This is a genomic window from bacterium, from assembly GCA_041648665.1.
Taxonomy (GTDB): Bacteria; UBA10199; UBA10199; order 2-02-FULL-44-16; family JAAZCA01; genus JAFGMW01.
Genome location: JBAZOP010000085.1, coordinates 1 through 12,428, shown reverse-complemented (window position 1 = coordinate 12,428; position 12,428 = coordinate 1). Strand labels below are relative to the sequence as shown.

Sequence of the window (12,428 nt, the reverse complement as noted above, 5' to 3'; positions counted from 1 at the left end):
CAGCGACGATTCGGAACAAAAACTCGTTCCGACGAAGCCTGCCCGCGGCGATATCTCCCTTGTGGTATCCACCGTGGGGACGGTCAAGCCGCAGAACCGGCTGGAGATCAAGCCGCCGATCAACGGACGGATCGAAAATATACTCGTCAAGGAGGGGCAGACGGTCGAGTCCGGCGAAGTGCTCGCGCTGATGAGTTCGATGGATCGCGCCACGCTGATCGACGCGGCAAAACTCAGGGGAGAAGCGGAGTACAAATACTGGACCAATGCCTACAAGGAGACACCCCTGATCGCGCCTATCGACGGGGTCGTGATCGTGCGCAGCGTCGAGCCGGGGCAGACGATCGGCACCGCCGACGCCGTTCTCGTGCTCTCCGACCGCCTGATCGTGGAGGCGGACGTGGACGAGACCGACGTCGGGGAGATAAAGATCGGCCAGAGGGCCGTGATCAGCCTGGACGCATATCCGCAGATCAGGATAGGAGCCGTGGTCGACCACAAGGACTATGAGTCGCAGGTGGTGAACAACGTGACCATCTACAAGGTTGACATCCTGCCCGACGAGATCCCGGAGGTCTTTCGCTCAGGCATGAGCGCCAACCTCGCGATCACGGTGAAGGAGGCGAAGGACGCGTTGACCGTTCCTGCCGCTGCGCTCCTGAGCGAGGGCGACAAGACTTTCGTCATGGCAAGCAGCCCATCGAACGCCCCGATGAAAAAGGTGGAGGTCGAGACGGGCATAGAGAGCGAAGGATTGGTGGAAATCGTTTCCGGAATCTCCGAGTCGGACACCGTGTACGTGACGCAGCGCTCTTTCTCGGCCCCGAAGAAGAAGAACAACGGGAGCACGCCTTTCATGCCGTCATTCCAGAAAAAGGATGACAAGGCCAAGAAATGATAAAGCTCGAGCACATATTCAAAACATATTGCAACGACGAGATGAAGGTCAAAGCGCTCGACGACGTATCCCTCAGTGTCGAACCGGGCGAATTCATCGCGATAATGGGCCCCTCCGGCTCCGGCAAATCCACGCTCATGCACATCCTCGGTCTCCTCGACAGGCCGGACAGCGGCGATTTCGTCCTTCTGGGCAGAAACGTGAGTCTCCTCTCAGACGACGAGCTCGCCAAGATCAGGAACCAGCTGGCAGGCTTCGTGTTTCAGCAGTTTCATCTCCTGCGCAGGATGAACGCCGTCGACAACGTCCATCTCCCCTCCATCTACAAGGGGGAGTCCAAAGGGGCGGATATCGACGCCATGCAGAGGCTGACTTCGGTGGGGCTTGAGCACAGGGCGAACCACAGGCCGAGCGAGCTCTCAGGCGGCCAGCAGCAGAGGGTGGCGATCGCCAGGGCCCTGATGAACGACCCTGCGATCCTCTTTGCGGACGAGCCCACCGGAAACCTGGACTCCAAGAGCGGAAACGACATCATGGCCGTGCTCAAGACGCTCAACGAGCAGGGCAAGACCATAATAATGGTGACGCACGAGCCGGACATCGCCGCCTACGCAAACCGCGTCATCACCATGCGCGACGGGAAGATCGTCTCGGACCTAAAAAGAAGCGATGCGCCCCGACGCATCGAAAACCATAAGACGATAGACGAAGTCCTGGCCACGAAGAGGTCATCCCTCAACAAGGGCGAAGTCATCGGGTATTTCCGACAGGCTACGAACACGATACTGTCGAATCGCGTCCGTTCCGTCCTCTCCATGCTCGGCATACTCGTGGGCGTAGCCGCGGTCATCGCGATGCTGGCGCTGGGGGCCGGGGCCAAGGAATCCATAGCCGAGAGGCTGAAAACCCTGGGATCCAACCTGCTCAACGTGCAGGGCGGATCGTCGAGGATGCACGGCGTAGCCGGCGGAGTGGGTACAGTGACTAGATTCACGCCCCAGGACGTCGAGGCGATCGAGTCTCTGTCGCCGCTGGTCAAAAGGGTCACGGGCCTCGTGAGTGGAAGCGCACAGGCGGTCTACCTCAACGAGAACTGGAACACGAGCATCGAGGGCGTGGGATACGACTACGGCGAGATAAGGGCGACCATGCCCGAAGTCGGAAGATGGTTCACACGAGAGGAGTTCGCCCAGCGAGCGAAGGTGGCGCTCATCGGGACCACCATACTCGAAAAGCTCTACGGCAACGCCGATCCGATAGGCACTACGCTGAAGATCAACCGCATCAATTTCACGGTCATCGGCGTCCTGCCGGAGAAGGGCTCCATGGGCCCGCGCGACCAGGACGACACCATCTACGTCCCCGTCACCACCGCTATGTACCGCCTCTTCGGAAAGGACTACCTGGACAGCATATACGTGGAGGTCGCCAGCGCCTCCTCCGTCGACCTGGCTCAGGAACGGATAGAAGAGATCATAAAGAAGCGGCACAGACTTTATCAGGACGATGAAGACAGCTTTCATATCCGCAACATGAGCGAGATCCAGGAGATGCTCAGCGGAACGATGAAGACCATGAGCACGCTCCTTGGGATAATAGCCGCGATCTCGCTCCTGGTCGGCGGCATAGGGATCATGAACATCATGCTCGTGTCGGTCACGGAGCGCACCCGCGAGATCGGATTGAGAAAGGCGATCGGCGCCCGAAAGATCGACATAATGGCGCAGTTCCTCATAGAATCGATTGTGATGACGGTGAGCGGCGGGGCGATCGGCGTGCTGATCGGCGGCATCGTCGCCATGGGCCTCGCCCTGTTCGCAGGCTGGGCGGTGAAAGTCACCCTCTTCTCCATCGCGCTATCGACGATCTTTTCGGCGGCAGTGGGGCTCTTCTTCGGCATGTGGCCTGCCAAGAAGGCCTCCGAGCTAGACCCCGTCGAAGCGCTGAGATACGAGTGAATCAGATGATCTTGAGGTAATCGTCTATGGACATTTCGTTCATCCTGGGATCGCCCTTCATGCGATCGAGGGCAGCCGCGACCTTGCAGCCTTTGTGAGTAAAACAGATAAAACCCAGCTCAGAGTTCACGGTGTAACTCAGCCACTCCTTGGCTACCTTTATCCCGGCGATATCCGCTTCGAGCTTATCCCTTTTCTCCTTCATGTCTCCGACCAGGGAGGCGAGTTCAAGCGTCTGGCGTTTTTGCTCCGCGGCAGGATGCGATTCGCCCTTCCCCTTAGCCGGGTTGATCCGATGGAGGAGGGATGTCGCAGCGGCCTTGAGCCTTTGCAACATGGGCCCGCGCTGCCTGCGCTGTTGTTTGGCCAGATTGAGTTCCATATTCTTGAGCGACTCATTGACCAGATCGAGCTCCGCCTCCCTGGACTCGAGGGTTGCGGAGATACTTTTCATCGCGTTGCGCTCCCTCTTTGCAAACTTCATGATCCATTCTCTCTTCAGGAACAGACTCGCCAGGACCGCGTCCTCAAATCTGATGGCTTTGAACATCCTCATGCCGAGCATCGCCGTGTGGACGTCGACGGCTTTGACCATGCCCGCATCGAAGCATAAATCCATTATGTCGGACAGCGGGTCATAGTCAGCGTCCACAGTGTCGATGTCTTTTTCGAGGCGCGGCGGAACCGCCACGGTATCATCCGGATTATCCGGGATGCGCGCAAAAAGAGAGGCATGCGTCAACTCAGGCGCTCGCGCGCTGAAGAGCGGGCGCTTGTCGACCATTGAAAATCCATCGACAGGATCTCCCGCAACGGGCCCGGCCGGAGAAAACCGCGGCGCGGAGCCTGCGAACGCATAGGCCGGCGCAAGGGACACGGGCATGAATGATGTGAAGAATGAGCGCATCATCCTGATTATCGGAGCAAACGCTGAAAAGTTGCGGGATATCCGGACCGACCCATCGCGATGGGTTCTTTAATTATATCAAATGGTTGCACAGAGTCATGCGATGGTCTTGGAGTTGTTCGAGTACAATTCCCATAGCATTGCCAGCGCATCGCCGTAGCGGGGGCCCAGGACCTTGGGATCGGTCGATTCGGGCTCGTTGTTCATGGTGACGAAGGGGACCTCCACACCGCCCACCGCGATCTTCCCGGACATCTTCCCTTTCGTGAGCTGCGGCCAGTCGTCCTCGCTGTAAAAGCGCTTCATGTTGGGTTCAGGGCACTTGTGCGCGAGGACCGTGTGCTTGAGCTTCTCGCGATAGCGCGCCTCGTTGCGGCGGAAGCTCTCGTCGCGCGAGACCTCTATGCGCAGGATCGCGGAGCGATCGAGGACGCTCGGGTCGAAGCCTGCGAGCGCTTCCAAATACGGCTTCTCCCCGCCGCGCGCGAACTCGATGAAGAGCGTGTGCTCGACGTAGAACTCATCGCGCGGGAGATAGCGCTCGATCACCTCGCGGTTGAGCTTCTCTATGAGGAAGTCGAAGAGGCGAGCGTCCTCCATGTTGTACTGGCCCTCGTAGCGGGAGGAGTAGAGCCTCTTGCCCAGAACCTTCTCCCAGATGTCGTCCTCGCGGAATTTCTCCCAGAGCCAGACGAAGTCGTCCAGCTCGATGAACTTCCCTATGTGAAAGCGATCGGTGCGCTCCGCATCGGAGATCTTCTTCATGAAGTCCATGAATTCGGATTTGCCCGCAGCAGGCCTGCCCAGGATGAAGAGGTGATCGAATGTCCTTGTCATGTTCTCTCCTTTGTCTCGTCCGTCACGTCCTTGGACGCGTCCTTTTTGCCTTCGAATCTGGCCCTCGCCTCGTCGGCCGCGGTCACCTTGAGGGAGATGGCCCCCGTGGGGCACATGGGCACGCACTTGAGGCACGCGTCGCAGCTCGAGAGGTCCCAGGGCCTCTCCATCGCCGGTTTCATTGCGGCAAAAAAGCCTCGGCCCACGAAGCCCAGCGCGTCGAGACCCTTTACCTCGGAGCAGACCCTTATGCAAGAACCGCACATTATGCACTTGTGCGACTCATAGCGTATCTTGGGATGGCTCTCGTCCACGAAGAAACGGCGTTTCTCCCCTGCGAAGCGCGCAGGTTCGGCGCCCAGGTCGAGCGCCAGCGTGCGTATGGCGCAGGAGTCGTAGGAACGGCAACCGCAGGAGAGGCACCGCTCCGCCTCCTTGCGCGCCTGTTCCGCGGTGAAACCGATCTCGACCTCGTCGAAGGACTTGGCGCGCTTCTTTGCAGGGAGCTCCGGCATAGCCTCGCGCCCTGCCGGCCTCTCGCGCATCAGACGCTTTATTTCTTCAGGAGAGTCCTCGGGCTTCTCCGCCATGAGGTGGAGATAGGCCTTCGGCTCGCCAACCACTTTCTCGCCCCTGAGATATTCGTCTATCGAGGCCGCTGCCTTGCGGCCGGCGGCTATCGCGGTGACAGCGATGTCCGCTCCGGTCGCGCAGTCTCCGCCGGCGAAGACGCCCGCACGGCTCGTCTCGAATGTGTCCGGGTTCACGTCCAGCGTCTTCCACTTGGTGAGCTTTATCTCGCTCGTCTCGTCTATGCAGTCCGCGTCCACGCCCTGGCCTATCGCCGCGATGACGGTCGAGGCCTCCAACTTGAATTCCGAGCCATCGATCGGAATCGGCCTGCGCCTGCCGGAGGCGTCGGGCTCTCCCAGCTTCATCTTGATGCAGGTGAGCTCGATTCCGCCGCCGTGTTGCGCCATCTTCACAGGCGCAGCGAGGAAGCTGATCTTCACCCCTTCCCGCTCCGCAGCCTCGATCTCGACCCTGTCGGCCGGCATCTCCTCGCGGGTGCGGCGATAGAGTATGCTGACGTTTCCTGCGCCCAACCGAAGAGATGTGCGCGCGGCGTCTATCGCCGTGTTGCCGCCGCCGACCACCACCACGTCGTCACCGATGTCGAGCTCAAACCCCTCCGCGACCTTCTCCAGAAAATCGATGCCCGGCAGCGCGGCCCCCTCGCCCTCCACGCGCATGGCCGACGAGCTCTGCGCGCCGATGGCGAGGAACAGCGCGTCGAAGTCCTTTGTCAGGGAGTCGATCGTGAAGTCGCGGCCGAACCTCTTCCCGCACTCGATCGCAACGCCCATCTTTCTTATTACGTCGATCTCCTTCGCCAACACGTCGCGCGGCAGGCGATATGCCGGTATGCCGTAGCGCAGCATGCCGCCGGCCTCGTCGTGCGCGTCGAAGACCGTGATCTCGTGCCCCTGGCGCCTTAAGTAAAACGCGGCCGAGAGCCCGGCCGGTCCGGCGCCAACGATCGCCACTTTTTTACCGGTAGACGGTCCGGCCGGCGGCACGTACGGATCCGGCCGCGCGAGATCCCGGTCGGCGATGTAGCGCTTGAGGAAACAGATGGAGACCGAGTCGTCGACGCAGACGCGCTTGCACTGCGTCTCGCATGGCCTTGGGCATACGCGGCCCAGGCTCGCCGGAAATGGCAGCGCCTCCTTGATGAGCCTTATGGCCTCCTCCTCACTTTTGTGCGCGAGCAGCGAAATGAAGCCCGGTATGTCTATGCCGGCCGGGCACTCCACCTGGCAGGGGCCGCGGCAATCGCCCACGTGGTCCGAGAGGATCAGCTCGATGCAGAGTTTGCGCGACGCGAGCACGCGCTTTGAGTCGGTTCTCACTACCATGCCCTCTGAGACCAGGGTCGCGCATGACGGCAGAAGCCTCGGCGCGCCGGCCACCTCGACCACGCAGATGAAGCAGGAGCCGTAGGGCGCAAGCTCGGGGTGGTGGCAGAGAGTGGGAATCTTTATGCCCGCACGCTGGGCCACAGCGAGGATCGTCTCGCCTTCATTCGCATCGAGCTCCCTGCCGTCTATGTTGATCTTGATGGTCATCATTTCACTTTCACGGCATCGACCGGGCATACCTGCCTGCACGCGCCGCAGCGGGTGCACTTCTCCCGGTTTATCGCGTGCAGCTTCTTCTTCTCGCCGGTTATCGCGTCGACCGGACACACCTTGATACACGCGCCGCAGCCGATGCACTCCTCAGAGATAGAGAACTCGATGAGCGCCCGGCATTTGCCCGCAGGGCATCGGCCCTCTTTGATATGCGCCTCGTACTCCTCCCGGAAATAGCGCATCGTGGTCAGCACCGGGTTGGGCGCGGTCTGCCCGAGCCCGCAGAGGCTGGCCTCCTTCACCCCTTCGCAGAGCTCCTTGAGAAGCTCCAGGTCGCCCGCGGCCCCCTGGCCCTCGGTGATGCGCGTGAGTATCTCGAGCATCCTGCGCGTGCCGATGCGGCAGAACGTGCACTTGCCGCATGACTCCTTCTGCGTGAAGTCGATGAAGAAGCGCGCGATGTCGACCATGCACGCATCCTGATCCATCACCACCATGCCGCCGGAGCCCATGATCGCGCCGGTGGCCGTGACCGCGTCGTAGTCCACGATCGTGTCCATGAGCCTCGCGGGCAGGCAGCCGCCGGACGGACCGCCGAGCTGCACGGCCTTCACAGGTTTTCCGCTCTTGGTGCCCCCGCCGATCTCCTCGACCACCTCGCGCAGCGTGATACCCATCGGGACCTCGACCAACCCGCCTCTCTTCACGTCCCCTGCGAGTGCGAACACCTTGGTGCCCTTGCTCTTGGCGGTACCCATAGAGGCAAAGGCAGCAGCGCCGCGCCTCATTATCCATGGGACGTTGGCCAGGGTCTCGACGTTGTTGATGTTGGTGGGCATGCCCCACAGCCCGGACTGCGCAGGGAAGGGCGGCCTGATGCGCGGCATGCCGCGCCTGCCTTCGATCGAGGCGATGAGCGCGGTCTCCTCGCCGCAGACGAACGCGCCGGCGCCCTCTTTTATCTCGATATCGAAGCGATGCGCGCTCCCAAGTATTCTTTCGCCGAGATATTTTTTCTTCCTCGCCTGATCTATCGCGATTCGCAGGCGCTTGAGCGCCAGCGGATACTCTGCCCTGCAGTAGATGTAGCCGCGCTGCGCGCCGATTGCGTACGAGGCGATCACCATCCCCTCGATCACGCGGTGCGGATCGCTCTCGAGCACCGAGCGGTCCATGAACGCGCCGGGGTCCCCCTCATCCGCGTTGCAGATCACGTATTTCTCCGCCCCCTGCGCCGCGCGCGCGAACTTCCACTTGAGCCCGGTGGAGAACCCTGCGCCTCCGCGGCCGCGGAGGCCGGAGGCTGCGATCTCCTCTATGACCTGCGCCGGCGTAATGGCGGAGAGGATTTTCCTGAGCGCGGCGTACCCCTCGCGCGCCTCGTAGTCCTCGATCTTCTCAGGGTCTATCTCGCCGCAGTTCTCGAGCACGATCCTCTTCTGCTTCGAGAAGAAGGCGTGCTCGGGATTTCCTGCGGCCTTGACGTCGATCGCGTATTTCGCCGCGGGCCTGCCCTGGCCCACGTGCTGCTCTATGATCTCCTTTGCGGCGGCGGCGCCCACGTTTCCGTAGAGGGTGCGCGTGCCATCGCGCGCCACGAGCTCGACCAGCGGCTCGCGATGGCACATGCCTATGCAGCCGGTCTCGCGGGTCTCATAGCCGAGCCCCAGACTCTTTGCCGCGGCCTCGAACATGGCCAGCACGCCGAGCGCACCGCTTGCGTTGCCGCAGCTGCCGGTGCCCACCACGACTTTTTCGATCGCCTTATCCCCCAGATCGATCTTCGCTATCTTGATACCTTTGGAGAACTCGTCGCCGCAGGCGCACCTGCCCTCGTGCCTTTTGAAGTCTCCCACGACCTTTGCAGCCTTGGGACGCGTGAGGCTCGCGTGCACCTCGTCGTCTATCATGACGACCGGCGCCAGCGAGCAGCAGCCGAGGCAGGCGACGGACTCCATGGTGTAGAACTTGTCGTCCGTGGTGCCGCCCTCGGCATCCACGCCCAGAGCCTCTGCCAACGACTCAGAGATGCCGATCGCGCCGGCGACGTGGCAGGCAGTTCCGTGACAGACCTTTATGATGTGTTTCCCGACCGGCGAGAGCCTGAACTGGGTGTAGAAGGTCGCGACCCCGTAGAGCTGCGCAGGCGGCACGCCGATGAGCTCCGACACGCGTTCGATGGCCTGGGCCGGAAGCCAGCCCAGCTTTCTCTGGACCTCCTGGAGGATGGGAATCGCAGCGCCCTTCCCAGCCGATGCGCCGCCCACGACCTCCTCCACTATCTTGAGCTCTCTCTTCATCATAATCGGAATTTTCCCCTAACCCTGCCACCCCCTTATGTCAATCGCGAGCCCCGAACAAATCGGCTGACGAGCGGATGCAAAACTGGTAATGATTCCGGCCCATGAGCACTCAAACCGCCCCTATGCCGGAACCTGCGATCACAGGCGGTGCGTTCCGCACGCTCAAAAACCGCAACTTCTCCCTCTTCTTCTGGGGCCAGCTCGTCTCATTGATCGGAACCTGGTCGCAGTTGCTCGCAGTGTCCTGGCTGATCTGGAGGCTCACCGAATCGGCGATGTGGCTGGGCATCGCCAATTTCGCGGTCCACGTGCCCTGTATCCTTCTCGGGCTTCCGGCAGGATTCGTGGCCGACCGCTATGACAGGCTCACCATCCTCACCGTGATGCAGGCGCTCTGCATGCTCCAGGCATTAGCTCTCGCGTGGCTCACGCTCACGGGCGCAGTACAGCTGTGGCACGTCATCGTATTCGGTTTCTTCCTGGGCTCCGTGTATGCGTTCGAGATCCCGATCAGACAGGCATTCGTCACAGACCTGGTAGGGAAGCGCGACCTGCTCAACGCAGTCGCCCTCGTGGCGGCGATGTTCCACCTGACCAGGATGCTCGGCCCCACGGTCGCAGGCGGGATCGTGGCTTGGAAGGGCGAGGGCATCTGCTTCCTCTTCAACGCCGTCACCTTCCTCGCGCTGATCGGCGCCCTCCTCTTAATCAGGCGAAGAGAGATGATGAGCGTCAGCCACACTCATGAACGAATGTTCAGATCGATAAAAGAGGGGCTGATCGAAGCCCGGCGCAAGCCCTCGGTCCTCAATTCGCTGATGCTCGTCGCAGCGCTGGCCGGGATCGGGATGCAGTACACAACCCTCTTGCCTGTATTTGCGGACAAGATCTTCGGCGGCGGCGCGGTGGAGCTGGGCTGGATGATGGGGGCCTCCGGGGCAGGCTCGCTCATCAGCGCCATGCTACTGGCCAGGCGCCGCTCGTCCGGGGGGCTGCTCGCGCTCGCCTTGAAATCGGCGCTCATCTTCTCCATCGTGCTGATCGTGCTCGGCCTGGTTCATAATTTCTACGTCGCGCTCGCGATCTTCGCCGTAATGGGATTCACCCTCACCCTCTCCTTCTCCTGCATCAATACGCTGCTGCAACACGCGACCTCCGACCACATGAGAGGCAGGATGATGAGCCTCTACAGCATAACCTTCATGGGGCTCTTCCCGTTCGGGAGCCTGGCGGCAGGTGGCATGGCAAAGGCGTTCGGCGTCCAACTCACTGTAATGGCAGCGGGATTGATCTGTCTCATCGCCGGAGGGGCCATTTGGATAAGGACCAGAAAGCTGATTTCAGCATGATTTTTCGAGATTTTGATGCGTTTCCCAGCCAATTTAATACTTAAAATCGATTTTTTTGAGGTCAAAACAGGGTTGTCCAGATGAGGATGCTGATTTTTTGACTGAATTGAAGAAGACTAGCAACTTTAGGGTCATCCCTGCCGATAATATATATAGATACGCAAACAGGACGGCTGGACAGAAGATCCGGCCGTTTTGATTTTTAGACCATAGAGCGTCAATAAACCCCTCATATTTTTCACAATCGTCAATCATTTGACTATTATTACAGAGTCATGCCCCCAGCCTATCCTGGTGTCGCATAACAATCTGCCCTAAATTCAACATGTTAGAAATATGTCTATTTTCATACGTTTGGCATGCGTATTGCTCTTTTTCACATTGGTTACGGACATGGGGGGAGAAAACCATGAAACGCACCCAAAGGAACAAGGAATTTCTGAAGCAACTCTTCGAAGAAGTAGCGAAGATCAAGAAGATGAGGCCGAACGAGATGCACACCATCTCGATAAATGCGAATTACGGCCACTACGAGATCATGATTCACGGGGACGACGCAAAGAAAAAGATGCACAGGCCCATAGAGATCATGGGAGAGATCCATCACCTGTTCGTCTCCCCCGGCCAGCTTCGGACCTATCCATCCAGCAAGCAGAGCATGGCAAACCTCAAGGACACGGTGATCGCGCGCGGGCTGACCGTGCATCTGCACGACCCGCTGGGCGACGGCAAACACCTGGAGCATCGAAGCGACGGCAATGGAATGGATGCGAAGGAGTTCATCAACCTCGCCGGGGAGGTCGGAGAGAAGCTGATCTGGGAGGCCAGGCACAACGATAAAATGTCGCTCGAAGCGTACCACATCATCCAGCAGGACATCATCAAGGCCCTAAAGGAACACAAGCGTCGTGCGCTGGAATACGTATCGTAAAATTCAATCGAGCAACCATGCGGCGGAGAAGGCGGCGTCTTTGAGCTGACCTGCGGTGAGCGTCTGGCCCTGCACCTCGCCTGCGCGGCCCATGTAGATGGTCTTCTTGTTTCGCACGCCCATCACGTCGGATGCGATCTTCAGCGCCTTGAGAGGGGCCGGCATGATGATGCGGTTGATGATCGCGGGCGCGCCGCTGGAGGTGAAGAGCAGCGCCTTCTTCCCGCTGTCCTTCGTGCGGTTGACGGGTATCATCTTGCCCCAGGGCCAGTATGTGTAGCAGATCAGGCGCTCGATGAAGCGCTTCATGATGGCTGTGGTGTTGCTGAAGTTGACGGGCGCGGCGAGCACGATGGCGTCCGCAGCGTCGATGCTGTCGAGTATCCCCTGCATGTCGTCCTGGATCACGCACCTGCCGCGCTTGATGTCGTTTTTATCCTGCGTGCACGTGCGGCAGTTCTTGCAGAACTCGATCCTCTTATCTAGCAGCACGATCTTTTCCGTCTCTGCCCCGCGCTTTGCAGCCGCAGCGAGGATCGCGTCCACCATCTGCTCGGTTATGCATCCCCTCCTGTAGCTCCCCTCGATCGCCACGATTTTCTTTGCCATAGTGCCCCCTTTCCGCCTCGGTCCATATGGCAGAAGTATGGACGTGTAAAGGGTGCAGCGTTTCTGTGCAAGAAGGCCGGCTTCCTGCTTACGCCTTCGTGAAAGTAAGAGCGTTATTTCTTGAGGGCCAGCCCCAGTTCGTCGAGTTGCGTCTGGGAAACTTCGTTGGGCGCGTCGGGCCCTATCGCATCATATACGAAGTCTGCCGCGCACGCCTTGTCATTATCGTCATCGAGATCAGTCACAGACAAACAGGTGTATAGATGGACTTGGGAGTTTCGCGGCTGATCTTGCCCAGCGCATAGTCAGCCCATTTGCGCACGATGGGATTACCGTCCTTCGATAGCTTGATCAGCACTGGAACCGCCTCAGGGCCGGCATGGCAGCAGACATCATTGAGTTCATCGATGGCATCCCAGTAACTCATGACAAGGCCGCGATCAGCAAAGTCCAGGAAGGCCAGGCCGGTCCTGTCATAGAATATGTCTTCCAAACTGATCT

The 12,428-nt window shown here is 59.9% G+C and carries 11 protein-coding genes; 4 read left to right on the top strand and 7 right to left on the bottom strand.

What is annotated here, in order from left to right; translation table 11 throughout:
• Both WC683_16680 and WC683_16675 read left to right on the top strand, forming a co-directional pair.
• On the top strand, positions 1-898 hold an 898-nt coding region (locus tag WC683_16680), incomplete at its 5' end, for an HlyD family efflux transporter periplasmic adaptor subunit (GenBank protein ID MFA4974245.1).
• Positions 895-2,856 carry an ABC transporter permease gene (locus WC683_16675; protein ID MFA4974244.1) on the top strand — a complete coding sequence of 654 codons (1,962 nt, stop codon included), beginning with the start codon at positions 895-897 and terminating at the stop codon, positions 2,854-2,856. The genes WC683_16680 and WC683_16675, both read left to right, overlap by 4 nt.
• Before the next feature lies 1 nt (position 2,857).
• Here WC683_16675 and WC683_16670 read toward each other — a convergent pair whose 3' ends face one another.
• The 4 genes from WC683_16670 to nuoF form a co-directional block, all read right to left on the bottom strand.
• Positions 2,858-3,766 carry a hypothetical protein gene (locus WC683_16670; GenBank protein ID MFA4974243.1) on the bottom strand — a complete coding sequence of 303 codons (909 nt, stop codon included), beginning with the start codon at positions 3,764-3,766 and terminating at the stop codon, positions 2,858-2,860.
• 93 nt (positions 3,767-3,859) lie between these two features.
• A complete protein-coding gene (locus WC683_16665) occupies positions 3,860-4,600 on the bottom strand; it encodes a hypothetical protein (GenBank protein MFA4974242.1) in 741 nt (246 codons plus the stop codon).
• The gene (locus WC683_16660; GenBank protein ID MFA4974241.1) at positions 4,597-6,729 is read right to left on the bottom strand and encodes an FAD-dependent oxidoreductase; all 2,133 of its coding nucleotides are present in this window, start codon (positions 6,727-6,729) and stop codon (positions 4,597-4,599) included. Before WC683_16660 ends, WC683_16665 begins: the two co-directional genes overlap by 4 nt.
• Complete coding sequence (gene nuoF, locus WC683_16655; GenBank protein ID MFA4974240.1) at positions 6,729-9,035, bottom strand: NADH-quinone oxidoreductase subunit NuoF; 2,307 nt, start codon at positions 9,033-9,035, stop codon at positions 6,729-6,731. Before nuoF ends, WC683_16660 begins: the two co-directional genes overlap by 1 nt.
• Before the next feature lie 104 nt (positions 9,036-9,139).
• Between nuoF and WC683_16650 the strand changes: the two genes are divergently transcribed.
• Together WC683_16650 and WC683_16645 are read left to right on the top strand one after the other, a co-directional pair.
• Positions 9,140-10,387: an MFS transporter gene (locus tag WC683_16650; GenBank protein ID MFA4974239.1), complete on the top strand. Its 1,248-nt coding sequence runs from the start codon at positions 9,140-9,142 to the stop codon at positions 10,385-10,387.
• A 409-nt stretch (positions 10,388-10,796) separates the two neighbouring features.
• Positions 10,797-11,318, top strand: coding sequence for a hypothetical protein (locus WC683_16645; protein MFA4974238.1), 522 nt, complete (start codon positions 10,797-10,799; stop codon positions 11,316-11,318).
• 3 nt (positions 11,319-11,321) lie between these two features.
• On the opposite strand, the gene WC683_16640 is transcribed toward WC683_16645, so the two are convergent.
• The 3 genes from WC683_16640 to WC683_16630 form a co-directional block, all read right to left on the bottom strand.
• Complete coding sequence (locus tag WC683_16640; GenBank protein MFA4974237.1) at positions 11,322-11,927, bottom strand: flavodoxin family protein; 606 nt, start codon at positions 11,925-11,927, stop codon at positions 11,322-11,324.
• Between the two features lie 113 nt (positions 11,928-12,040).
• Positions 12,041-12,172 (bottom strand): hypothetical protein, encoded by a 132-nt coding sequence (locus WC683_16635; GenBank protein ID MFA4974236.1) that lies wholly within the window; start codon positions 12,170-12,172, stop codon positions 12,041-12,043.
• On the bottom strand, positions 12,169-12,428 hold a 260-nt coding region (locus WC683_16630; GenBank protein MFA4974235.1), incomplete at its 5' end, for a hypothetical protein. The genes WC683_16630 and WC683_16635, both read right to left, overlap by 4 nt.